Origin of the sequence: Kribbella kalugense (genome assembly GCF_004365875.1) — a bacterium.
Classification (GTDB): Bacteria; Actinomycetota; Actinomycetes; order Propionibacteriales; family Kribbellaceae; genus Kribbella; species Kribbella kalugense.
This window is the reverse complement of record NZ_SODF01000001.1, coordinates 2,429,655-2,453,479: the sequence shown is the minus strand read 5'-3', so window position 1 is coordinate 2,453,479 and position 23,825 is coordinate 2,429,655. Positions and strand designations below refer to the sequence as shown.

Sequence of the window (23,825 nt, the reverse complement as noted above, 5' to 3'; positions counted from 1 at the left end):
AAAGCGAAAACCCCAGATTCCCCCGAGAAGAGAGTAGGGCACCGGACAAGATGCTGTGATCACATTCCGGTGCCTATATCCTGAGGCGCTGGCAGCTAGGGAGTGAGGTAGCGGATGGAACCGGGCACCGTGGTCTGGCGGGAAACCGCTCAGTCACTGCTGCGGCAGAAGTGGCTGATCCTGGGCTGCATCCTGCTCGGATTGGCCGGCGCCTCGGTGTTCGCGCTCTCCCAGACCACTCGCTGGACCGCCTCGAGCCAGCTGGTGATCGGCCCGGCCGTGCCGCCGGCCCTGGTCGGGAAGCTGTCGGACGGCGCGGACAAGACCGGGCCGCTGGGCATGGACCTGCCGGCCGAGACGCAGGCCCGGGTGATGGCCAGCCCGACGCTGCTGGCCGCGGTGGTGAAGCAGCTCGGCATGCCGACCGACGACAAGACCATCCAGGATCTGGCCACCGTGACCCGGGTGAAGGCGGTCACCGACAACGCCTACCTGGTCACCACCGACGGCCCGACCGCGCAGAAGGCGGTCGACCGGGCCAACGCGATCTCGACGATCTACCTGAAGCAGCGCAACGACGAGGCCAAGGCGCTGCTCACCAACCTGGCCGAGCAGGCGCAGGCCCGCTCGAAGACGGCGACCACGCAGTCCCGCAGCCTGGTCAGCCAGATCGACGAGGCGGTCGGCCGCGGCGACAACCAGACCGCGGCGGCGCTGCGAGACCAGCGGGTCGGTCTGGCGACCGAGGCCCGGCAGGCCGCGGACGACGCGGCCGCGATGCTGAAGGCGCTCTCCACGGTCGGCTCCGGTAGCCAATTGGTGACACCGGCAACGACCGACACCGCCAGCTCGTCGCCGATCGTTGCCCGGGACATCCTGGTCGGCGGGATCCTCGGTCTGGTGCTGGGCTTCGGTCTCGCGCTCCTCCGGTCCCACCTGACGCCGTACATCCTGACTCGCGACCAGGCCGCCCGAGCGGCGAGCTCGCCGGTGATCGCGGCCTCCGAGGGGCATCGGCGGCGGTTCTGGCGCCGGGGTGCCCCGGAGCTTCCGCGGTACGAGATCACCGCGCTGGGCGCCGAGGCGAGTGGTGCGCTGGCGCGCCGCGAGCTGAACCCGCGTGCGTTCGCGGCCGGCAGTCCGGGCGCCTTGCTGGTGGTGTCGGCCTCGCCGACGCCGAACTCGGCCGGCATCGCGCTCGCCATGGCCGAGGCGAATGCCCGTGACGGCCGCGAGACGCTGCTGGTCCTGGCCGACATCGAGGGTACGCCGGTGTTGCCGCATCTCACCGGGCACGAAGGGCTCACCGACCTGGTCAATGAGCCGGCTGCGACCCGGGCGATCCGGGCCCGGAAGCTGTTCCGTCCGGGGACGGTCGCGGACCTGTACGTGCTCCCGCCCGGGCTGAACCACGAGGAGACGGCCGAGGCGGTCGGCCCGTCGCTCGTGCCGGGCATCGTCGCGGACCTGCCGCCTGGGTACTCCGTGGTGATCCACGGCCCGGCGTCGGTCGGGCGGCACGGGATCACCCCGCTGGCCGCCGCGGTGGACGCGTCGGTGCTGGTGGTCCAGGTCGGTCTCGACAAGGAGATGGACGTCGCGCGGCTGACGGGTGCGCTGCACTTCGCCGGTGCGCCGGTGCTGGGCGTCGTACTGATCGGGTCCTCACCGCAGGACGAGACGCTCGGGATCCCGCTGAACTACAAGTCGCTGGACTCGGCTGCGCCGCCGATGCGCTGATGCTCACCAGTGATCGGACACGGCTGGCCCCGGCGGTGCCGGGGACGGTCGAGGGCGAGATCGAACGGCCGGCCTGGTTCTGGCTGATGCTGTGGTGCCTGTTCGTGCTCGGCGTCCAGCCGTGGTCGTCGCGGGTCGCGGCGCCGCAGGGCACGACCGGGTCCACCAACAGCATCGCGAAGGGCGTGCTGCTCGGCGCGGTCTTCTTGATCGCGCTCGCCGCGACCAAGCCGGGGTTCCGGACCCGGGTGAATCCGGCCAGCTGGCTGTACGTGATGTACGTGCTGTTCGCCTGCGCGACCGCGTTCCTGCTGGCGCAGCCGATGGGGCCGTTGACCCGGCTGGCCCGGTTCCTGATCGGGCTGGTGTTCGTCTTCCTGCTCTGGCGGCCGTTGGTGCAGGTGCCGGAGCGGTTGGTACGGGCGCATTTGTGGGCCCACCTGTTGCTCGCGGCAACCGTCGTACTGAGTCTTGCTTATGCGCCGTCGCAGGCGTGGCGGCCGTTGAGCTCACTTGGGACCGGGTCGCGGCTGCAGGGCGTGATCATCCCGATGCTGCCGCCGCGGGTCGGTGAGGTCGGGGCGATCCTGCTCGGCCTGGCGCTGATCGGGCTGCTCTGCCGGAAGTTGTCGGCGCTGCCTGCGGTGGCGTTGATCGGCCTGGGTGGCGTCCTGATCGCGGCGAGCCGGACCCGGACCTCGGCCGCGGCGGTCGCGTTCGGGCTGGTGCTGGCGTTGATCATCACCCGGAAGACCTGGGCCGGCCGGATCATGAGCCTCGCGGCTCCCGGGCTGCTCGGGCTGGCGTTCCTGACCATCGGGTCGCTGCACACCTGGCTGCTGCGCGGCCAGGGCACGAAGCAGATCAGCTCGCTGAGTGGCCGTACGACGAGTTGGCAAGCGGTCATCGACGAGAAGGTGTCCACCCAGACCGCGATCATCGGCCACGGACTCGGCAACAAGCGCGTGCTGCTCACCCGCGGCGAAGGCGATGTCGACGTGATGGCGATCGACAACAGTTGGCTCGGCCTCTACTGGGAGACCGGACTGCTCGCCGTCGCGATTGTCGCGGTCGCGCTGATCGTCGCGTGGATCTCGGTCCTTCGCGCGCCCACGCCGTACATCCGGGCCTGTGGAGCCCTGCTGCTCGGCTACGTCACCGTTGCTTCGCTCAACGAGAGCGGCCTGTCCGACCTGTCGTCGATGACGGTGCACCTACTGGTGGCGGCCGCCATCTGCGACGCCGACCGCCTCCGACAACGAAGACGGGCGTTAGCTACTCACTGAGTCCTGGTCGAAGCCGGACTGCTGCCACTCGGACCAGGTCATCGTCTTGCCGTGGTAGGCGAAGTGATCGGCGCCTTGGTAGCTGTTGCGGCGGAACGTGATAGCGCCGGGTTGAGTGGGGGAGCGCTTGTTCTCCACGACGCCGAGGGACGCGCTTGCGTCCGTCATCACGACCAGGTTGCCTTCGACAAGTACGTTGCGGAGGACGTACGTGCCGCGGGGGCCGTCTCCGCGGGTGCGTGACTGGATCGACAGCGCGTTGCGGTTGTCCTTGATCAGGTTGCCGCGGACCTGGACGTCGGCGGACGTGTTGACGTTGATCCCACCGCCGTCCCACAGCGTGCCGCCGGAACCGCGGCCGGTACCGAACCCGTTGTGCTCGACAACGTTCTGGTCGATGACGGCCGAGTAGCTGATCTCGTACCGGATCCCGTCCGCCGCGTTGTCCCGGATCCGGTTGCCGCTGATCCGGCGGTCGTACTCCGCGATGTCGCTCCAGATGCCGATCCCGCGGTTCGCGACCACGTCGTTCCCGCTGACCTCGCCGGACGACCGGGTGGACTTGATCCCGCCGGACTCCCAGTCCGCGATCCAGAAGCCGTCGGTGTTGTTGCGGGTGACCAGGTTCGCGGTGATCTTCACGCCGGCCGACTTGTACTGGCCGATGCCGAGCTGGCCGTTGTCGGCGACGGTGTTGCGGCTGAGCTCGGCGTTGTCGCCCTCGATGACCATGATGCCGACGGCGTGGGTCCAGCGGACCTCGTTCGCGGTCACCTTCCAGCCGGGCCCGACCTGCAGTGCGCCGGCCTGCGGGCGGCTGGCGAAGTGCTCGATGGTCAGGCCGGTCACGGTGACGTCGTCGGCGGTCTTGTCGATGGCGGTCTGGGTTCGGGACATCTCGACCAGGTGGCCGTCGGGGTTGTCGGCGACGTACAGGGCGTTGGTGCGGTAGTCGCCGAAGAAGGTGCCTGGCTTGAGTTGGCTCAGGCTCATGACTCGGGTCAGGTGCTTGCCGTCGGTGAAGAGTTGCTCGCCTGGTTGGCAGGGCTTGGTTTTGTCGTCCTCGCACTGGCCTTTGAGCGGGTACGCCTTGGGGAGGACGTTGCGGACGACCCAGGCGTTTGCACTGCGCTTCCAACCGCTCAGCCGAATGGATCCGCTGAGGATCGCGCCGGGGTCTCCTGCCAGGGTGTCGCCCTTGCGGGGCTCGATCGGGCGGGTGATGCGGTGGATGCCTTTGGCGAGGCAGAAGGTGGTGGCGGGTGGTGCGGCGTCGATGATCGGCTGTGGGTCGGTCCCCACCGGGATCGCGGTTCCCTTGCAGGGTTTCGCCGTACTCGGGCCTGTTGGTCCGAGTACGGCGGCCGCTGCGGCTGGGGGAGCGGTGGGGACGGTGACGGTGGTCGTGGCTTGCGGAGGCTTGCTCGAGTCTTTCGAATCCGAGCAGCCCGACACCACCAGCAGCGCGACTCCAACGGCCGCGACAACCCCACGCCTCATCCAGGTCCCTTCACCCGCCCCCGGCGAACAGATCTGCGTGAGACTACAGGGTTAGAGGTACGTGTCCTTGGCGAGGTCGTACGCCAGGGCCTTCGCGACCTGGAGTGCGTCGTCCTCGTCCAGTCGGTGCTGTACGACGAGGTTGGCCAGGTAGCCGGCGTCGATCCGGCGGGCCAGGTCGTGCCGGGCCGGGATCGACAGGTACGCGCGGGTGTCGTCGACGAAGCCGGACATGTTGTAGAAGCCGGCCGTCTCGGTGACGAGTTCACGGAAGCGCCGCATGCCGTCGGGGCTGTCGAGGAACCACCACGGGGCGCCCAGCCGCACCGCCGGGTACACGCCGGCGAGTGGAGCGAGCTCTCTGCTGTAGACGGTCTCGTCGACGGTGAACAGTACGATCCGGAAGCCGTCCGCGTGACCGAATCGCTCCAGCAACGGCCGCAGCGATCGCGTGAACTCGGTCGCCACGGGGATGTCGTGCCCCTGGTCCGGCCCGTACGTCGCGAAGATCGCCGGATCGTGGTCGCGCAGTACGCCCGGATGCAGCTGCATCACCAGCCCATCCTCGGCCGACATCACCGCCGACTGGTAGAGCATGTGTCCCGCGAACGCGGCCGCATCGTCGGCGGTGACGTCACCCTTCAACGCTCCTGAGTAGATCCGGGCCGCCTCCGCATCCGACAGCGGTACGGCGGCCGTGCTCAGGTGACCGTGGTCGGTGGCCCGTGCGCCGGCTGCGACGAACGCCTGCCGGCGTTGGCGGAGAGCCTCTAGGAATCCGTCGTACGTCGTGGTGTCGATGTCGGCCAGTGTGCCGAGTTGGGCCACGAGGTCGGGCCAGCCGGCGCGGTCGGGATGTGCGACGGCGTCCGGTCGGAAGGTGGGGACGACTCGGCCGGGGAGGTCGGCCGCGAGCTTCGCGTGCTGGGCGAGGTCGTCGGTGGCCGCGTCGGTGGTGGAGATCAGCTCGATGTTGAAGCGGTCGAGGAGGGCCCGCGGTCGGAACTCCGGCGCCGCCATCCGGGCGACGATCTGGTCGTACAGCTCGTCTGCGGTCTCGGCCGATGGGTGGACGGTCAGTCCGAGGACCTCGGCGAACTCGTGTTCCAGCCAGTAGCGGCTCGGGGTGCCGAGGAAGAGGTGCCAGTTCGCGCAGAACTCGCGCCAGATTTCCCGGGGCTCGGCAGTCTGCTTGCCGTCGCGGCGGGGTAGGCCGAGCTTGTCGGGGGAGACGCCCTGGGAGATCAGCATCCGGGTCACGTAGTGGTCCGGGACGACCAGCAGCTCGGCCGGGTTGCCCAGCGGCGCGTCGGTCGCGAACAGCCCGATGTCGACGTGGCCGTGCAGGCAGAGCAGCGGCAGGTCCTTCGTCGACGCGTGGATCCGGCGGGCGACGTCGCGGGCTTCGCCGGCCGGGAAGGCACGGTCCGGATGAGGCTGCAAGGCCTTCGGCATGGTTCCTCCGACTGGATGGTCTGAAACAACTCTGCAAAGGATTGCAGCCGCAGCTTTTGAGCACAAGGGCGTGTCCATCGGAGCATCGCTTGACACGACCTGCAACCGATTGCAGACTCGACCCGACCCCTGAGGAGATGACCATGGCGGCGACGATCCGGGATGTGGCGCGGCTGGCCGGCGTATCGCCGTCCACAGTGTCGCGGGCGATCTCGCTGCCCGGGATGGTCAACGCGACCACCAGGGCCCGAGTGACTGCCGCGGTCGAGCAGCTCGGCTACGAACCGAACCGGGCCGCCCGCGGCCTGATCACCGGCCGCACCGGCACCATCGGCCTGGTCGTACCCGATCTGGCCAACCCGTTCTTCGCCAGCATCACCAAGGGCGTCCAAGCCCGTGCCCGCCAGCACGACGTCGCCGTCTTCGTCGCGGACACCGACGAGGACCCGGCGGCCGAGGCCGGACTGGTACGCGCGCTGTCCAAGCAGGTCGACGGAATCGTGCTGTGCTCGCCGCGAGCCACCGACGACGAGCTGACCGCGATCGCCCAGGACACCACCGTCGTACTGGTCAACCGCACTGCCGAGGGGATCCTCGGGATCACCTACGACAACGAGGACGGCATGCGCCAGGCCGTCGCCCATCTCGTTGCCCTCGGCCACCGCCGGATCGCCTGGGTCGGCGGACCGGCCACGTCCTGGTCGACCCAGCACCGAGGCTTGGGCCTGCGCAACGCGGTCGAGGAGTTGCGCGCGAGGCTGGTGCCCGTCGGCAACTTCGCGCCGACGTACGAGGGCGGCATGGCGGCTGCAGACCAGGTCCTCGCCACGAGGGCTACAGCCGTGGTCGCCTACAACGACCTGGTCGCGATCGGGCTGCTGGCCCGCCTACACGCCCGCGGCATCTCGGTCCCCGGCGACTTGAGCGTGGTCGGGGTCGACGACATCACGATGTCCCGGATGGCCCGGCCGGCGCTGACCACGGTCCGGCTGCCGAAGCAGGAGGCCGGCCGGATCGCCGTCGAGTTGCTGCTGGCGATGCTCGACGACCCGGAGAGCTCGGTCGGCACCCAGGGCACCCTGCATGGAGAACTCATCGTTCGGGACTCCACCGGACCAGCGCCATACAACCGAAAGGTGCCGTAGCTTGAGCAGGCTCAGCCTCACCAACCTTCCCGTCGCACCCGCGGTCGACCCTCGGTCGTTGTCGGTCGGCGTCGTACACCTCGGACTGGGCGCGTTCCACCGGGCCCACCAAGCTGTCGTGACCGAGCGGGCCGCGGTCGCCACCGGCTCGACGCGCTGGGGAATCGCCGGCGTCAGCCAACGATCCACGACTGTCCGAGACCAGTTGGCGCCGCAGGACGGCCTGTACTCCGTCCTGGAGCGCGGGCTGGGTGATCCGTCGATCCAGGTGATCGGCAGCATCCGCGAAGTACTGACCGCACCCGAGGACCCCGACGCGGTCGTCGCCCGGATCGCGGATCCCGCAGTCTCGGTGGTGACGCTGACGGTGACCGAGAAGGGGTACCGCGCGGCCGGCAGCGGGCTCGACCTGAACGATCCGGAGATCCAGGCTGATCTGACTGGTCGCCCACCGCGGACGGTCGTCGGTCAGTTGGCTGCCGGGCTCGCGCGGCGCGATGAACCACTCACGATCGTGTCCTGCGACAACCTGGTTGCCAACGGCCCTTTCTTGCGCCGGCTGGTGACCGAGTACTTCGATGCGCTGGGCAAGGTTCCGTCAGCATTCGAGACGACCCGGTTCCCGGCCAGCATGGTCGACCGGATCGTGCCGGCCACGACCGATGCGGACCGCGATGAGGCGGCCCGGCTGCTCAGCGTTCGGGACGAAGCCGTGGTGGTCGCGGAACCCTTCCTGCAATGGATCATCGAAGACGACTTCGCCGGCGCCCGGCCGGCCTGGGAGCAGGGCGGCGCGGTCCTCACCGCTGACGTCGCGCCGTGGGAACAGGCGAAGCTGCGGATGCTCAACGCCACCCACTCGATGCTCGCCTACCTCGGCGCCCTCCGCGGCTACGAGACGATCGCCGAAACAGTCCGCGACGAGGAGCTCGAGGGACTCGCCCGTCAGCTGATGACGGACGACGTCGTACCGACCCTCTCACCGCCCGACGGACTGGACCTGGCCGCGTACGGCGAGTCCGTCCTCGAGCGGTTCGCGAACCCGGCCCTGAAGCACCGAACCCGCCAGGTCGCAATGGACGGCTCGGTCAAACTCCCGGTCCGCATGCTCGGCACGGTCCGCGACCGCCTGGCAGCCGGAGCCGAGCCCCGGACCATCTCGCTGGCCGTCGCCGCCTGGATGGTCTACGTACTCCAAACTCCAGACCTCGACGACCCCCAGTCCGACCGCCTCAAAACCGCAGTCGCCGCCACCTCCAACCCCACTCAACTCGTCGACGCCTTACTAGCCGTCGACTCCATCTTCACCCCTGACCTACGTGACTCGACCCTCTTCCGCGAGCTTCTGATCAACCACGCAACCGCCCTGACCAACTAACTCACGGCGGGCAGGATTGTCAGGGCGCCGGTTGCGTCCAGGATTGCTCGGCCGATGGTGAAGGCGCTGGCGGTGTCCTGGCCGGTGCTGCGCCACTGCTGGGCGGTGTACCACTGGCCGGTCTGCTGGAAGCGTTCGGCGGCGAGGCTGTCCAGGATGTAGGTGTTGTCGTCCAGGGTGACCTCGCCGGCCGGGATCGCGGCGCCGGAGTTCTGCACCATGCCGGTCGCGGTGGTGCCGCGGAGCATCGTCACCTTGTTGCCGGAGACAACGATGTCGCGGAGCACGTTGGTGCCCCACGGGCCGGAGCCGCGGGTGCGGGACTGGATCGTGATGCCGTTCACGTTGTTCGCGACCACGTTGTCGCGGACCTGCACGTTCGACGAAGTGTTGATGTTGATGCCGCCGCCGTCCCACAGCGACGTACCCGAGCCGCGCCCGGTGCCGTAGCCGTTGCCGCTGATCGAGTTGTCCTCGATCACGCCGTTCCGGCCGATCTCGTAGCGGATTCCGTCGGCCGCATTGTCGACAATCTGGTTGTTGCTGAACGTACGGCTGTCGTCGTACGCGTCACTCCACAGCCCGACGCCGCGGTTGTCCTGGATCAGGTTGCCGGTCACCCAGCCGCCGCTGGACCAGGTGGTCTTGACGCCGCCCGATTCCCAGTCGGCGATCCAGAAGCCGTCGGTGTTGTTGTCGCTGATGTCGTTGGCCGAGATCGTGCCCTTCAGCGTGCTGTACTGACCGACGCCGAGCTGGCCGTTGTCGTGAATCTCGTTCTTCTCGAGTACGGCGCTGTCCGCGTTGATCAGCATCGCGCCGACCGCGTGGTTCCAGCGGATCTCGTTGGCGTACACCCTCCAGCCGAGGCCGAGCACGACCGCGCCGCCCTGTGGGGGAGTGGCGAAGTGCTCGACGGTCAGCCCGCGCACGGTCACGTTGTTCCCGCCGGGCTCGATCGCGGTCGGTGTCTTGGACATCTCCACCGCATGACCGGCCGGGGAATCGCCGAGATAGATCGCGTTCGCGGCGTAGTCCGCGTAGAAGGTGCCGGGGGCAACCTTGTCGCGAGTCGCCACGCGGGTCAGGTGTTTGCCGTCGTAGAACACCTGCTCACCGAGGTAGCAGATGTTCGCCTTGTTGTCCTCGCACTGCCCGGTCAGCGGGTACGCCGGGGGCAGCGCGCCTGTGGTCAGCCAGTCGCCGTTCGACGCGGTCCACTTGGTCAGCCGGATCGACCCGGTCAGTACGGCGCCCTGGGAGCTGGCGAGCACCTGGTTGGCCTTGGGGTGGATGGTCTCGCCGATCCGGTGGACGCCGGACGTGAAGCAGAACGTCGTACCGGCCGGCCAGTCGTCGACGACCTGAGCGGCGTCGTCGGTGGTCCTGATCGTGACGCCGGCACAGGCAGGCGCCAGCGCGGGGCCGGCGCGGAACGTGCCGTCGGCAGGCGGCGTCGCGACGGACGGTGTCAGGACATCGGCAGATATCAGAGCGTGGGCAGGCAGGGGGCCGGGGGCAACCAGACTGGTGCCGATTGCAACTACTGCCAGAATTGCCGGACGTGCTGTTCTCATTGCGGAGCCTCCGGTGGCACAGGTAGCCCTGAGCGCACCCCCCATGGCGCGGCTTCGCTTCGCAGATTACCCCTACATCACGTAGTCATGGCAATACGTAGCGCACAAACATGTTGCGGTGAGCAAGCGATCAGTTCGCGAGACTGTTCAGTTCGCGAGGAAGGTGCCAATGGCATCGAGCCCGGCGGACTGCCACCCAGCCGCGGTGAGCTTGGTCCCGAACCGGGCGAACCGCTGAGTCGCCAGGTCGTCCAGCACGTACTTGTTGCCGCTGAACACGACCTCACCCGCCGGTACTGCGGCCCCGGCGTTCTGGACCATTCCGGTGGACTGGGTCCCGCCGGTCATCTCGATGGTGTTCCCGGTGACCTGGACGTCGCGGAGCAGATAGGTGCCCCACGGGCCGCTGCCGCGGGTCCGGGACTGGATCGTGACGCCGTTGACGTTGCCGGACACCCGGTTGCCCTTGATCACGATCCCGGACGACGTGTTGATGTTGATACCGCCGCCGTCCCACAGCGACGTACCCGAGCCGCGTCCGGTGCCGAAGCCGTTGCCGGTCACGGTGTTGCCCGAGATCGTGCCGTTCCGGCTGATCTCGTAGCGGATGCCGTCGGCCGCATTGTCGACGATCTGATTGCCGCTGATCACCCGGCCGTCGTCGGCGACGTCGGCCCACATCCCGACGCCCTTGTTGGCCTTGATCACGTTGCCGCTCACGGTCCCCGAGGAGCGGGTGGACTTGATCCCGCCGGACTCCCAGTCGGCGATCCAGAAGCCGTCGGTGTTGTTCGAGCTGATCACGTTGCCGGTGACGGCGGCCGCGGCCGAGCTGTACTGACCGAGGCCGAGCTGACCGTTGTGGTGGATCAGGTTCTTGTCGACCTTCGCGTTGTTCGCCTTCACCAGCATCACGCCGACCGCATGGTTCCAGCTGACGTCGTTCGCGAACACCTTCCAGGCCGGGCCGGAGACGAGCGCGCCGGCCTGCGGTGCGCTGGCGAAGTGCTCGATGGTCAGGCCGCGGACCTCCACGCCGGTCGCGCTGGACTCGATCGCGGTCGCGGTTTTCGACATCTCCACCGCGTGCCCGACCGGGTTGCTGCCCAGGTAGATCGCGTCCGCGGCGTAGTCCGCGTAGAACGTGCCGGCCTTGACCGCCGAGGCGCTCGCGACCCGGGTCAGGTGGACGTCGTCGAAGAAGAGCTGCTCCCGGAGGTAGCAGATGTTCGCCGTGTTGTTCTCGCACTCACCGCTCTTGCCGTACGCCGCCGGCAGCGCACCCCGAGCCACCCAAGAGGACCCGGACTTCGTCCAGCCGGTCAGCGGAACAGACCCGGTGAGTACGGCGCGCTTCGAGCTGGCTAGCACCTGGTTCGCCTTGGGGCGGATGGTGCTGGTGATGCGGTGCAGACCGGCCGCGAAGCAGAACGTCGTACCGGCCGGCTTGGAGTTCACGATCGACTGGGCGTCCTGGCCGGGCTCGATCACCACGCCGGTGCACGGTCCGGCGACGGCCGGGCCGGCCTCGTCGGAGCTGACCGTCGGCTTGGCCGGGAGCTTGGGCTCGACCGGCTTCGTCGGTGTGGCCGTCGTCTTCGTCGTCGGCTTCTTGGTGGGGTGCGTCGTCGTGCCGGGCTTCTTCGAGGGCGCAGCTGTGCTCTTCGGCTGGGACTTGCCCGGAGTTGTGGTGGTCTTGCCCGGCCGGTGCGAGGGGAGCACCCGGGACGCGGCTTGCTCTGCGGTCTGGGACTTCGCCGCGGTGGTCGCCTTGTTCTCGTTCGCGATCACCGGCATGGCGACCGTAACGACAGCCAGCGCGGCAGCGATGAGCGCTGTGAACCACAACTTCCTCAATGCACTCTCCTGGGAGCGGGAAAACCAGGTGTAGCCAGTTGCGTGACGAGGCCAAGACATAAGGTAGTGCCATGCGGGTCGCCATGTTGCACAACCGTTACCGGACCGGTCAACCCAGTGGCGAGAACACGGTTGTCGCGCAAACGGTTGATTTGTTGGGTAACTCAGGACATGAGATCGACCTCTACGCGCGAAACAGCGACGATATCGCCCAACTGAGCCGGAAAGATCGCGCACTGTTACCGTTTCGTTCCGTTTGGTCATTTTCGGCGGAACGCGATTTAACACTTCTATTGCAAGAGCAACGGCCCGATGTGGTGCACGTGCACAACACTTTTCCGTTGTTCAGCGCCTCGGTACTGCGGGCGGCGTACAAGCTGGACCTCCCGGTCGTCGCGACCCTGCACAACTTCCGGCTGCTCTGTGCGAACGCGGTGCTGCAGCGCGACGGAGGCCCATGCGAGTCGTGCGTGGGCAAGCTCCCGCTGGCCGCGGTCCGGCACAGTTGCTACCGCGAGTCGCGCGTGCAGACGTTGCCGTTGGCGATGAGCATCGGCGTGCACAACACGCTCCACACCTGGCAGCGGTACGTCGACACGTTCGTCGTACCGTCCGAGTTCGTCCGCGATCGGTACGCCGCGGCCGGCTTCGACCCGGAGCGATTCGTGGTCAAGCCGCACGCCGTACCGCACTCCGGTGAGGTGCGGAGTGGTGCGGGGGACGGTGTCGTGTTCCTCGGGCGGCTGTCCGAGGACAAGGGGTTCGCGGATCTCCTGCAGGCGTGGGACTCCTCGCTCGGGAAGCTGGTCGTCGTCGGCGACGGTCCGCTCCGCGCCGAGGCCGAGGAACGGGCCCGGAGAGACCTGTCTGTTCAGGTGCTTGGTCAACTACCGTGGCCGGCCGGCATGGAAGTACTGCGATCCGCGCGCGCCGCCGTCGTACCGGCGCGTTCCTATGAGAGCTTCGGACTCGTGGTGGTGGAAGCGTTCGCGAACGGTGTGCCGGTGGTCGCCTCCCGGCTCGGAGCGCTCGCGGAGCTGGTGGACGACGGCGAGACCGGTGCCCTGACCGTCCCGGGCGATCCGGAGGGACTGCGGAAGGCGATGGGGTTCGTCACCGATCCCGAGACTTCGATAGCCTTCGGCGAACGAGCCCGGCAGGTTTACCTGGACCGCTTCACCCCGGAGCGTGACCTCGTAGCCACGGAGAGGATCTACACCGATGCGATCGCGCGCCACGCCGACAGCGGCCGGGCGCGTCGGGGACGCTGGGCGCGTCGTGCGTGACGGGTATAAAGTTTCGCCTCAGACCGCTGTCGGGGGACAGCAGCAGGGGACAGAATTTGTGTTGGGGGATGGCAGTTTGGGCAACGTGGGCAGCCCACCGCGGGTCGGATGTGTGGCCGGGGTCTTCGACCTGTTCCACGTAGGTCATGTCGACGTGCTCGAGCGAGCCCGTCGGCACAGTGATCGACTGGTAGTTGCCGTGCTGTCCGACGAGTGGGCGATGGACGCGTGGGGAGCCCGGCCGTTCGTGCCGTTGCTCGAGCGCGCGCAGATCGTCGAGCACCTGCGGTGCGTCGACGAAGTAGTTGCCGTGGACGACGTCCGGCCCGAGTGGCTGACCGGCGTACTGGGGGTACAGACCGTGTTCGCTGCCAGCGCCACCGACGGCGTGCTGGGCGTGGATGAGCTCGACGGGATTCCGCCCGGGCTGATCACCGTTCTGCCTGCCGGTCGCGGGTCTCGCAGCCCGATCCTGCGCGCCGCGATCGACCAGCGGCAGTCGCGCAGCTCCGTCGCATGAGCTCACTTCGGCAAACGGTCGCGCAGCTGTCCCAGGCGCAGAAGCCGTCGGCCGGCACTCCGGCGTACTCGCGGTTCGTGAACCGGCGGATCGGCCGGGTGTTCGCGGCAGCGGCGTACCTCGGCCGGCGGACGCCGAACCAGGTCAGCCTGGCTTCCGGTTTCTGCTCGCTGGTGGGGATCGTGCTGATCGCGACCGTGCGACCGTCGTTCCTGCTTGCGCTGATCGTGACCGTGCTGCTCGTGCTCGGCTACGGACTCGACTCCGCGGACGGGCAGCTGGCCCGGTTGCGCGGCGGCGGCTCGCCGCTCGGGGAGTGGCTCGACCACATGATCGACGCGGTCAAGATCGTCTTGCTGCACAGCGCCGTACTGATCTCGTTCTACCGGTTCGATGCCTTTGACAACGAGTTGGTGCTGCTCGTCCCGCTCGCGTACGTGTGTATGTCGTCGGTGCTGTTCTTCGGGCTGATCCTGATCGACCAGTTGCGCCGCCGGCACGGCGAGGCCGCGAAACCCAACCAGCGCGGCGATTCGGTGTTCAAGTCGTTGCTCATCGCACCGACCGACTACGGCGTGCTCTGCCTGGTCTTCCTGGCCTTCGGTACGCCGAGGCTCTTCGTCGTACTGTACGGCGCTCTGCTGGTGCTGAACCTGGTCTTCCTCGCGGCCGCGGTCGCCAAGTGGTACCGGGAGATGTCGGTCCTGGGGGTGCGGGCCTGATGGCGATCGTCGGCTACGCGCCCGGGGTGTACGACATGTTCCACATCGGGCATCTGAACATCCTGCGCCGAGCGCGTGATCACTGCGATCACCTGATCGCCGGCGTGGTCGAGGACGACGTGGTTGCCCGGATCAAGGGCCGTCCGCCGGTCGTTCCGCACCAGGAGCGGATGGACGTCATTCGAGCGCTCGACCTTGTCGACGAGGTGGTCAGCGACTGGTCCAGCGACAAGTTCGAGATGTGGAAGCAACTGCGGTACGACGTTCTCTTCAAGGGCGACGACTGGAAGGGAACCGAAAAGGGGACGAGACTGGAACGGCTGCTGGGTGAGGTCGGCGCACAGGTGCACTACTTCCCGTACACCGCATCCACCTCCAGCACCGATCTGCGCAGGCTTCTGGAGGGGATGAGCTGATGCCGGGCCGGCCGAAGGTACTGCTCAGCGCGTACGCCTGCCGGCCGTCGGGCGGGTCGGAGCCGGGCGCCGGGTGGGCGTGGGCGAAGGCCGCCGCGCGGGACCACGACGTGTGGTTGCTGACTCGCGGCAAGTTCGTGCACGAGATCAACGAGGAGCTGGCGATCCGGCCGGTGCCCGGACTGACCGTCGTACCGCTAGAGCTGCCGCGCTGGGTCCTGCGGCTGCGGCGACGGCCTTCGGACGTGTACTGGTACTACCCGTTGTGGCAGGGAGTCGCCCGCCGCACGGCGCAGCGGTTGCATGCAGAGCATTCGTTCGATGTGATCCATCATTTGACCTTCGCCGTGGACTGGATGGACGCGGGCGTGGTGGAGGAGTCGTCGGCGAAGGTGATCTGGGGCCCGGTCGGCGGGTCGACCACGGCGCCGCTCTCGATGTCGCACTGGCTCGGGCCGCGCGGTGTGGTGGGGGAGCTGGTACGGCGTGCCTACACCGGGACCCGGCGCCGCTTGACCGGACGGCGGATGGCGCAGACCGCTGACCTGATGGTTGCTCAGAACAACGATGTCGCCGAGGCGTTCCGGCCGTACGCCCGGCAGATCGTCGTACAGCCGAACGTGGCGATCCGGCGCTTCACGGCATCCGGTCCGTATGAGCCGTTCGGTGCCCCAGGCATCAAAACCGCGCTCTTCGTCGGACGCTTGATTCCGTGGAAGGGCGTGCTGCTGGCGATCAGTGCCTTGGCTCGCCCGGAGGCGTCGAACTGGGAGTTGCGTGTCATCGGCGACGGACCCGACTGGGGTCGCGCCGAGGGTCTCGCTTGGGAGCTCGGCGTCCGTGACCGGGTCGAGTTCATGGGCGCACTGCCACGCGAGGACGTGCTGGCCGCGATGTTCCGGGCCGACGCGCTCATCGCGCCCGCGCTCCGCGAGGCGGCCGGCTGGGCGGTCACCGAAGCCCTCGCTTCCGGTTGCCCGGTGGTCTGCGTCGACCGCGGCGGTCCTGCCGTCATCGTCGGCCCCGACGAAGGCGTCACCGTCCCCTGGCAAGGCGACGTAGTAGGCGGACTGGCCAAGGGGCTCGCGTCGCTACATGGACGCATCACGCCGGTGGACCGCTGGGGTCCCGATCGGCTCCCCGACATCCTCGCGGACTGGTATGCACCAGCCCGCGTATCCCACTAGTCAGTCGCGAGCGGTCTTGCCGGGAAGCGCGAGCATCCGGTCCAGAGCGAGCTTCGCGTATTTCTCGGTGTCGGCGTCGACCTTGATCGGGTTGACCACCTGGCCGGCGACCAGGTTCTCCAAGGCCCAGACGAAGTGCGGCAGGTCGATGCGGTTCATCGTGGCGCAGTAGCAGACCGTCTTGTCGAGGAAGACGATGTTCTTGTCGGTGTGCTGCTTCGCCAGCCGCTGGACCAGGTTGAGCTCGGTCCCGACCGCCCACGACGTACCAGGTTCGGCGGTCTCGATGGTCTGGATGATGTACTCCGTCGAGCCGACCAGGTCCGCCTTCGTGACCACGTCGTGCCGGCACTCGGGGTGGACGATCACGTTGACGCCGGGGACCCGCGACCGTACATCGTCGACCGACTCCGGGGTGAAGCGGCCGTGCACCGAGCAGTGCCCGCGCCACAGGATCATCTTCGCCGCGGCCAGCTGCTCGCGGGTCAGCCCGCCGCCCGGCTTGTGCGGGTCGTAGACCACGCAGTCCTCGAGCGACAGACCCATCTGCAGTACGGCGGTGTTGCGGCCGAGGTGCTGGTCCGGCAGGAAGAGCACCTTCTCGCCCTTCTCGAACGCCCAACCGAGAGCGGTCTCGGCGTTGCTCGACGTACACACGACGCCGCCGTTGCGACCGCAGAACGCCTTGATGTCGGCGCTCGAGTTCATGTAGGTGACCGGCACCGTCACGTCCGCGACACCGGCGTCGGCCAACGCGTCCCAGGCCGCCTCGACCTGCTGGATCCGGGCCATGTCCGCCATCGAGCACCCGGCCGCGAGGTCCGGCAGGATCACCGTCTGCGAGTCGTTGGTGAGGATGTCCGCGGACTCGGCCATGAAGTGCACACCGCAGAACACGATGTACGGCGCGTCCGGCCGGTTCGCGGCGTCGCGGGCGAGCTTGAACGAGTCACCGGTGACGTCCGCGAACTGGATCACCTCGTCGCGCTGGTAGTGGTGCCCGAGCACGAACACCTGGTCGCCCAGCGCCGCCTTCGCCTTCAGCGCCCGCTCGACCAGATTCGGGTCGGAGGCCGGCGGAAGAGCTCCGGGGCACTCGACTCCGCGCTCGGAGTGCGGGTCGGTGTTCTGCCCCAGAAACAGCAACGGAAGGGACTTCGAGCCGTCTGCGATCGTCGTCACGTCAGCCATCGTCCCACGCAACCCGACCGCCGCCGCGTGGTACCCGTCACTGCCCACAGTGTGAAATTCACGCCAACCGCGGCACATCAAAGTACGTCGCCCCCCGCACCCCAAACGCCACCGGCAGCACCCCCCGATGATTAGCAATCACCGTCAACCCCACCACCTCGGCCGCGGTGAACCATCCACTCTCCGTCACCTCCGCGGAGCACCCCGCCTCACCGCCGACCGCCTCCGCGCGGAAGACGACTCCGATGATCTGCACCCGATTCCCATCCGGATAGACCACGACGACATCCGGATCGGAGTACACCCCGAGCAGTTCGGTCACCCGCACCGACAACCCGGTCTCCTCGAGCGTCTCCCGCTCCGCAGCCTCCGCCGGCCGCTCACCCGGCTCAACCCCGCCACCCGGCAGACACCACTCACCGTTGTCACTCCGCTTCGTCAGCAGCAACCGCCCACCATCCATCACGGCCGCAGCCGCCCCAATCCGCAGTTTCGCGGTCGCCCCGATCCGCTCCCCGAACTCATGCCGCGTATACCCCGCCACCCGCGATTCTTCATCCATCCCGCAATCCTTCCCGACAGACGACTACGGGAGGGGTGGGCCGCTTGGGGGCCACTCGACTAGTTCGATTCGGTAGCCGTCGGGGTCGGTTAGCCAGGAGATCTTTGGGCCGTCGGGGCCGCCCGGGAGTTCGAGGGCGCCTGGTTGCAGGCCGGCTGCGGTCAGGTGGGCGATGGTTTCGGGGAGCGAGTCGACCTCTATCGCGAAGTGCTGGAATCCACTGACCTCGACTGGACCGTCGGCGGGGTGGTGGGCGAGTTCGAGGGACACCGACTCCTCCGCAGGTAGTCGGAGCCAGACCAGGGTGGAGCCGTCGTCCAGTGGGATCGTGCTGAGCTTCAGGTAGCCGACGGTGGTGTAGAAGGCGAGTGAGCGTTCCAGATCACTCACGCGGAGTGCGAACAGGATCGTCTTCATGCCTCCGATCCAACTGTCACCGCGCCCGGCCAGTCAATCAGCGGCCTAACGACAGGAGGTGTGGGGTGATTGCGGTGGATTCGCGGGCTGCTCAGGCGGGCGGGGCGATGTACGTATATGACTACGTCCTGTCGTTACGCCGCCAAACGGACGGCTCGCCTGGGTTCAGGGTGGGGTGGGGGAGGATGTCGGCATGCGGATCCTGATTGCGCCGGACAAGTTCGCGGGCACGTTGACGGCTGTTGAGGCGGCTGCGGCTATCGAGGAAGGGTGGCGGCGGCGGGATCCCGGGGCTGAGGTGCTGGTCGCGCCGATGGCTGACGGCGGGCCTGGGTTCATCGACGTACTGTCTGCGGTCGTAGACGGGACCCTGCTCTCGGTCACCGTTCGGGGACCGCTCGGCGAGGACACGCCGGCGACGGTGTTGCTCGCAGGCGAGACGGCGTACGTCGAGACTGCGCAGGCGTGCGGGTTGCACCTGGTTGAGCCGGAGGACAGGCGGCCCGAGGAGGCGACGACGTACGGCGTCGGTCAGCTGATCGCGGCCGCGGTGGACGCCGGCGCGAAACGCATCATCCTCGGCCTCGGCGGCTCCGGAACCAACGACGCCGGCGCGGGGATGCTCGCCGCCCTTGGAGCAACTGCCGTGGGCGGCTCGCCGGAGGACGGGTCGGACGGCGGTGCGGACGGCGAGCGCGGCGGTCGGTCTGACGGTGGGCGGTTGGATGGTGGGGCGGCGGGGCTTGTGGGGTTGAGTGCGGTTGATTTGGAGCCGGCTCGGGATCGGGTGGCGGGGGTTGAGTTCGTTGCCGCTAGCGACGTCGAGAATCCGATGCTCGGGTTGCGGGGTGCGACGAATGTGTTCGGGAAGCAGAAGGGGATCGCCGACGAGCGCAAGCCTGCCGTCGACGGCTGGCTGACGCATTTCGCCGAGCTGGCCGACCGGAAGACCGCGGACCAGAAGGGTGCGGGTGCCGCAGGCGGGCTGGGCTACGCGCTGCTACTGCTCGGCGCCGAGCGAGTGTCCGGGATCGACCTCGTAGCCGAGCTGACCGGCCTGAAGCAGAAGGCGGCCCAGGTCGACCTGGTGCTGACCGGCGAGGGCGCGTTCGACTTCCAGTCCCGGGACGGCAAGGTGATCGCCGGCGTCGCGAAGGTCGCGAACGACGCGCTGCGACCCTGCGTCGTACTGGCCGGGAAGGTGCTGATCGGGTCCCGCGAGATGCGTTCGATGGGGGTCGAGTCGGCGTACGCGCTGGTCGACGCGGTCGGCGAGGAGCAGGCGTTCGCGGACCCCCACGGCTCGCTCGCTACGGTTGCGGAGCGGGTCGCCCGCACCTGGGCCCGCTGATCACTCAGTGGCGGGGTAGTTGATCTGCGAAATTGGTGTGCGACCATGGGAATGAGCGCGGACCGGCCGATGTTGGTGCGTGTTGACAAGAGACTTCCGTGCTGACGAGCTGTACGTCGGCACTTGAGCAGATGACTGGAGTCAGGAATGACTGAAGCGCAGACCGAGCAGGCCACGGCCACGGGTGTTCTCCTCTCCGACGGGGCCGCCGCGAAGGTGAAGGCGCTGCTCGACCAGGAAGGTCGCGACGACCTCGCGCTGCGGGTCGCCGTGCAGCCGGGCGGATGCTCCGGGCTGCGGTACCAGCTGTTCTTCGACGAGCGTCAGCTCGACGGTGACGTGGTCGCGGACTTCGGCGGCGTCAGCGTCGTCACGGACCGGATGAGCGCACCGTACCTGAAGGGCGCCTCGATCGACTTCGTCGACACCATCGAGAAGCAGGGCTTCACGATCGACAACCCGAACGCCACCGGCTCCTGCGCCTGCGGCGACTCGTTCAACTGAGCTAGCCCCGAAAGCCCCTGGCACCCGACCGGTGTCCAGGGGCTTCGGCATGTCCGGACTCTGACACGAACGGTCCCAACGTGTAAGCGAACGCTTGTTGGGTACCGGCTACCGCGTGTGGGACTACATAACTGAGCGTCATTCACAATTGCTCTACCAGAGCTACCAGCACCTGAGCCTGGTCATCCAGTGCGTGCTGCTGGCCACCGTGATCGCGGTCGGCCTGGCAGTCGTCGTGCATCGCAACCCCCGGGTCGCGTCGCTGGCCGGCGCGCTGAGTGCGGTCGGCCTGACCATTCCGTCGTTCGCGTTGCTGGGTCTGATGATCCCGCTGGCCGGGATCGGCACCGCCACCTCGGTGATCGCGGTCACCTTCTACGCCTGCCTGCCGATCCTGCGGAACGCCGTCGTCGGCCTGGCCGGCGTCGACGCGACGCTGATCGAGTCGGCCCGCGGGATGGGGATGGGGGCGATCCGGACGCTGCTCCGGATCGAGCTGCCGCTGGCGTGGCCGGTGATCCTGGCCGGCGTCCGGGTCTCGGCCCAGATGTCGATGGGGATCGCGGCCATCGCGGCGTACGTGCTCGGCCCCGGACTGGGCAGCTTCATCTTCACCGGCCTCACCCAGATCGGTGGCAAGAACGCTCTGAACTCCGCGCTGGTCGGCACGATCGGCGTGGTCCTGCTCGCTCTGATCCTGGACGCCATGCTGCTGCTCGTCGGCCGCCTGACCACCCCGAGGGGTATCCGTGCCTGAAACCGAACCAGCCATCAGCGGCGTCGACATCGAACTGACCGACGTGGTCAAGCGGTACCCGGGCCAGCGCAAGCCCGCCGTCGAGGGCCTGTCCCTGCACATCCCGGCTGGCGAGATCGTGATGTTCGTCGGGCCGTCCGGCTGCGGCAAGACCACCTCGCTGAAGATGATCAACCGGCTGATCGAGCCGACGTCCGGCAGCATCCGGATCGGTGGCGAGGACGTCAGCGGGCAGAACGACGACGACCTGCGCCGGCGGATCGGGTACGTGATCCAGGGCGGCAGTCTGTTCCCGCACATGACCGTCACGCAGAACATCGCCCTGGTCCCGGGCCTGCTTGGCTGGGACAAACGGCGTACGGCGGAACGCGTCGACGAACTGCTCGAGCTCGTCGGCCTCGACCCGGATCGGTACCGCAACCGCTACCCGCGGGAGCTCTCCGGCGGCCAGCAGCAACGCGTCGGCGTCGCCCGCGGACTGGCCGCCGACCCGCCGGTGATCCTGATGGATGAGCCGTTCGGTGCGGTTGATCCGATCACCCGGCAGCGGCTGCAGGACGAACTGCTCAGCATCCAGGAGGAGCTCCGCAAGACGATCGTCTGCGTCACGCACGACTTCGACGAGGCGGTGAAGCTCGGCGACCGGATCGTGATCCTGACCGAGGGTGCGCACATCGCCCAGTACGACACTCCCGAGGCGATCCTGGCGAACCCGGCGGACCGCTTCGTCGCGGACTTCGTCGGGGCGGGCGCTGCTTTGAAGCAACTGACGCTGAGCCGGGTCAGCGAGATCGAGTTGGGCCAGCCGACGGTTGCGGAGATCGGCGATTCGGCGCCTGAGGTACTGCGGGCTGCCAGGCAGGCGGGTGATGAATCGGTCGTCGTACTCGATCTTCGGCGCCGACCGGTGGACTGGATGTGGACCTCCGATCTGTCGGACATCGACCACGTCCCGCAGCCGCATGAGGACACGGACCTGGTCACGATCGACCGGCGCGCCACGCTGAACGACGCGCTCGACACGATGCTGATGTCCAGCCACGGCAGCGCGGTCGTCACCGGCCGACGGGACGAGTACCTCGGCGTCGTCGACTTCCAAGCCGTACTGGCGCGAATCCAGGACGGCAACGGCCAGGACAGCGACGAACAGCCCGAGGAGGTCGCGCAGTGACGGTGACCCAAGACCTTCAGCCGAAGGAAAACCTGGCTGATGCCAAGGCCGCGGCCGCAGGGCTCGCTGCGACTCGCGCACGCCGCCCGTCGTGGGGCCTGCTGATCGGCCAGCCGTTGTTCGTCGCGATCCTCGTCGGGGGCTGGGCGATCTGGCGGTCCCAGGCCGAGCTCGACTCGATCGAGCAACGGCAGCTCGACTGGAAGCTCGTCGGCCAGCTGACCATCGAGCACCTCGAACTCACGGCCGTAGCCACAGTCATCGTGCTGCTGATCGCCGTACCGCTCGGCATCGCGCTGACCCGGCCGCGCTTGCGCCGAGCCGCCCCGCTGGTCGTCGCGGTCGCGAACGCCGGCCAAGCGGCGCCGGTGATCGGCCTGATCGTGCTGCTCGCGATCTGGCTCGGCTTCGGCTTCTGGACCGCGATCCTCGCGCTCTGTCTGTACGCGATCCTGCCGGTACTGCGGAACACGATCGTCGGCCTGCAAGGCGTCGACCGGACGCTGGTCGAGGCCGGTCGCGGGATGGGCATGTCGAACGTCTCCGTCCTCGGCCGGATCGAGCTGCCGCTCGCGGTGCCGGTGATCATGGCCGGCATCCGGACCGCACTGGTCCTCGTCGTCGGTACGGCGACCCTCGCGACCTTCATCGACGCCGGGGGACTGGGCAGTCTGATCACGACCGGCATCCGGCTGCTCAGGTACCCGGTGCTGATCAGTGGCGCCGTACTCGTCGCGGCCCTGGCGCTGCTGATCGACTGGGCGGGCCGAGTGCTGGAAGAGATCACCCGACCGAGGGGGCTCGGATGAAACGCCTGACGGCATTGGCCTGTGCCGTCGTGCTCGTGATCAGCGGATGTGGACTGGGGACGAGCGGCGGCTTCGTGCCGGACGGTGCGCTGCAAGGTCCGCTGCGCTCAGTGAAGAGCCTGGACGGCCTGACGATCGCGATCGGGTCGAAGAACTTCCAGGAGCAGCTGATCCTCGGCAAGATCGCCGCGATCCTGATGCGGTCGGCGGGCGCGCACGTGCAGGACCTGACCAACATGCCCGGCAGCGACACGTCCCGGCAGGCGATGCTCGGCGGCCAGATCCAGATGGCCTGGGAGTACACCGGCACCGCCTGGATCTCGTACCTCGGCCACGACACCGGCATCCCGGACAAGCAGAAGCAGTACGACGCGGTGGCCAAGGAGGACGCGGAGAAGTACGGGCTGATCTGGCTGAAGCCGGCGCCGATGAACAACAGCTACGGCTTCGCGATGACCCGGAAGGAGTCCGATCGGCTGCATCTCACCAAGCTGTCGCAGGTCGCGTCGTTGCCGGTCAAGGAGCGGACGTTCTGCGTCGAGTCCGAGTTCGCGAACCGGAACGACGGGTTCGAGCCGATGCTGAAGCACTACGGGATCCCGCTCGGTTCCGCCGTACCGCGGAACAACATCCGGACCCTGGACACCGGTGCGGTGTACGCCGCGACCAGTCACGGGGACTGCCGGTTCGGGGAGATCTACACGACGGACGGGCGGATCAAGTCGCTGGATCTCGTGGTGCTGCAGGACGACAAGAAGTACTTCCCGGCGTACAACGTGGCGCCGGTGATCAGCAAGAAGGTGCTGGACAAGTACCCGCAGCTGCGGGACCTGCTGCAGCCGGTGTCGGACAAGCTGACCGATCCGGTGCTGATCGACCTCAACGCCCAGGTCGACGTCGACGGCCGCGAGCCGGCCGACGTGGCGATGGACTGGCTGGTGAAGGAAGGCTTCGTCAGCCGCGACTGACAGCCCGCCCGAGCAGAGCGGCCCGA

22 protein-coding genes are annotated in these 23,825 nt (G+C 68.1%); 15 read left to right on the top strand and 7 right to left on the bottom strand.

Annotated elements, in window-relative coordinates; translation table 11 throughout:
- The first annotated feature begins 114 nt into the window (after positions 1-114).
- Positions 115-1,740, top strand: a complete 1,626-nt coding sequence (locus EV650_RS11540) for a Wzz/FepE/Etk N-terminal domain-containing protein (RefSeq protein WP_134118109.1) — start codon at positions 115-117, stop codon at positions 1,738-1,740.
- A complete protein-coding gene (locus tag EV650_RS11535; RefSeq protein ID WP_134118107.1) occupies positions 1,740-3,026 on the top strand; it encodes an O-antigen ligase family protein in 1,287 nt (428 codons plus the stop codon). The genes EV650_RS11540 and EV650_RS11535 overlap by 1 nt, the downstream gene beginning before the upstream one ends.
- Here EV650_RS11535 and EV650_RS11530 read toward each other — a convergent pair.
- Both EV650_RS11530 and uxaC read right to left on the bottom strand, forming a co-directional pair.
- Positions 3,012-4,526, bottom strand: a complete 1,515-nt coding sequence (locus EV650_RS11530) for a right-handed parallel beta-helix repeat-containing protein (RefSeq protein ID WP_134118106.1) — start codon at positions 4,524-4,526, stop codon at positions 3,012-3,014. The genes EV650_RS11535 and EV650_RS11530 overlap by 15 nt on opposite strands.
- A gap of 51 nt (positions 4,527-4,577) precedes the next feature.
- Complete coding sequence (gene uxaC, locus EV650_RS11525) at positions 4,578-5,981, bottom strand: glucuronate isomerase (RefSeq protein WP_134118103.1); 1,404 nt, start codon at positions 5,979-5,981, stop codon at positions 4,578-4,580.
- A 143-nt stretch (positions 5,982-6,124) separates the two neighbouring features.
- Here uxaC and EV650_RS11520 point away from each other — a divergent pair, with 143 nt between their 5' ends.
- Entirely contained in the window at positions 6,125-7,126 is a 1,002-nt protein-coding gene (locus EV650_RS11520; protein WP_134118101.1) for a LacI family DNA-binding transcriptional regulator, read from the top strand.
- Position 7,127: 1 nt separating this feature from the next.
- Positions 7,128-8,504 (top strand): mannitol dehydrogenase family protein, encoded by a 1,377-nt coding sequence (locus EV650_RS11515; protein WP_238174156.1) that lies wholly within the window; start codon positions 7,128-7,130, stop codon positions 8,502-8,504.
- Here EV650_RS11515 and EV650_RS11510 read toward each other — a convergent pair.
- Together EV650_RS11510 and EV650_RS11505 are read right to left on the bottom strand one after the other, a co-directional pair.
- A complete protein-coding gene (locus tag EV650_RS11510) occupies positions 8,501-10,081 on the bottom strand; it encodes a right-handed parallel beta-helix repeat-containing protein (RefSeq protein WP_238174155.1) in 1,581 nt (526 codons plus the stop codon). The genes EV650_RS11515 and EV650_RS11510 overlap by 4 nt on opposite strands.
- Before the next feature lie 147 nt (positions 10,082-10,228).
- Entirely contained in the window at positions 10,229-11,938 is a 1,710-nt protein-coding gene (locus EV650_RS11505; protein ID WP_238174154.1) for a right-handed parallel beta-helix repeat-containing protein, read from the bottom strand.
- A gap of 71 nt (positions 11,939-12,009) precedes the next feature.
- Here EV650_RS11505 and EV650_RS11500 point away from each other — a divergent pair, with 71 nt between their 5' ends.
- From EV650_RS11500 to EV650_RS11480, 5 genes are all read left to right on the top strand, one after another.
- Complete coding sequence (locus EV650_RS11500) at positions 12,010-13,224, top strand: glycosyltransferase family 4 protein (RefSeq protein WP_134118095.1); 1,215 nt, start codon at positions 12,010-12,012, stop codon at positions 13,222-13,224.
- A gap of 85 nt (positions 13,225-13,309) precedes the next feature.
- On the top strand, positions 13,310-13,744 hold the full coding sequence (locus EV650_RS11495; protein ID WP_238174153.1) for an adenylyltransferase/cytidyltransferase family protein: 435 nt from the start codon (positions 13,310-13,312) through the stop codon (positions 13,742-13,744).
- Complete coding sequence (locus tag EV650_RS11490; protein WP_134118091.1) at positions 13,741-14,466, top strand: CDP-alcohol phosphatidyltransferase family protein; 726 nt, start codon at positions 13,741-13,743, stop codon at positions 14,464-14,466. Before EV650_RS11495 ends, EV650_RS11490 begins: the two co-directional genes overlap by 4 nt.
- The gene (locus EV650_RS11485) at positions 14,466-14,882 is read left to right on the top strand and encodes an FAD synthase family protein (protein WP_134118089.1); all 417 of its coding nucleotides are present in this window, start codon (positions 14,466-14,468) and stop codon (positions 14,880-14,882) included. Before EV650_RS11490 ends, EV650_RS11485 begins: the two co-directional genes overlap by 1 nt.
- Complete coding sequence (locus tag EV650_RS11480) at positions 14,882-16,069, top strand: glycosyltransferase (protein ID WP_134118087.1); 1,188 nt, start codon at positions 14,882-14,884, stop codon at positions 16,067-16,069. Before EV650_RS11485 ends, EV650_RS11480 begins: the two co-directional genes overlap by 1 nt.
- Here EV650_RS11480 and nadA read toward each other — a convergent pair whose 3' ends face one another.
- The 3 genes from nadA to EV650_RS11465 are packed head-to-tail and all read right to left on the bottom strand — an operon-like array spanning position 16,070 to position 18,239.
- A complete protein-coding gene (gene nadA, locus EV650_RS11475; RefSeq protein WP_238174152.1) occupies positions 16,070-17,260 on the bottom strand; it encodes a quinolinate synthase NadA in 1,191 nt (396 codons plus the stop codon).
- A 58-nt stretch (positions 17,261-17,318) separates the two neighbouring features.
- Positions 17,319-17,822, bottom strand: coding sequence for an NUDIX domain-containing protein (locus EV650_RS11470; protein WP_134118082.1), 504 nt, complete (start codon positions 17,820-17,822; stop codon positions 17,319-17,321).
- A gap of 24 nt (positions 17,823-17,846) precedes the next feature.
- The gene (locus tag EV650_RS11465; protein ID WP_134118080.1) at positions 17,847-18,239 is read right to left on the bottom strand and encodes a VOC family protein; all 393 of its coding nucleotides are present in this window, start codon (positions 18,237-18,239) and stop codon (positions 17,847-17,849) included.
- Positions 18,240-18,432: 193 nt separating this feature from the next.
- On the opposite strand from EV650_RS11465, the gene EV650_RS11460 reads away from it, so the two are divergent.
- The 6 genes from EV650_RS11460 to EV650_RS11435 all read left to right on the top strand — a co-directional run bounded on the left by EV650_RS11460 (position 18,433) and on the right by EV650_RS11435 (position 23,799).
- On the top strand, positions 18,433-19,590 hold the full coding sequence (locus tag EV650_RS11460) for a glycerate kinase family protein (protein WP_134118078.1): 1,158 nt from the start codon (positions 18,433-18,435) through the stop codon (positions 19,588-19,590).
- Positions 19,591-19,737: 147 nt separating this feature from the next.
- Positions 19,738-20,094, top strand: a complete 357-nt coding sequence (locus EV650_RS11455; RefSeq protein ID WP_134118076.1) for a HesB/IscA family protein — start codon at positions 19,738-19,740, stop codon at positions 20,092-20,094.
- 148 nt (positions 20,095-20,242) lie between these two features.
- Positions 20,243-20,851 carry an ABC transporter permease gene (locus tag EV650_RS11450; RefSeq protein ID WP_238174151.1) on the top strand — a complete coding sequence of 203 codons (609 nt, stop codon included), beginning with the start codon at positions 20,243-20,245 and terminating at the stop codon, positions 20,849-20,851.
- Positions 20,844-22,022, top strand: coding sequence for an ATP-binding cassette domain-containing protein (locus tag EV650_RS11445; protein WP_134118072.1), 1,179 nt, complete (start codon positions 20,844-20,846; stop codon positions 22,020-22,022). Before EV650_RS11450 ends, EV650_RS11445 begins: the two co-directional genes overlap by 8 nt.
- On the top strand, positions 22,019-22,831 hold the full coding sequence (locus EV650_RS11440; protein WP_238174150.1) for an ABC transporter permease: 813 nt from the start codon (positions 22,019-22,021) through the stop codon (positions 22,829-22,831). The genes EV650_RS11445 and EV650_RS11440 overlap by 4 nt, the downstream gene beginning before the upstream one ends.
- Entirely contained in the window at positions 22,828-23,799 is a 972-nt protein-coding gene (locus tag EV650_RS11435) for a glycine betaine ABC transporter substrate-binding protein (protein WP_134118070.1), read from the top strand. Before EV650_RS11440 ends, EV650_RS11435 begins: the two co-directional genes overlap by 4 nt.
- Positions 23,800-23,825: the final 26 nt, after the last annotated feature.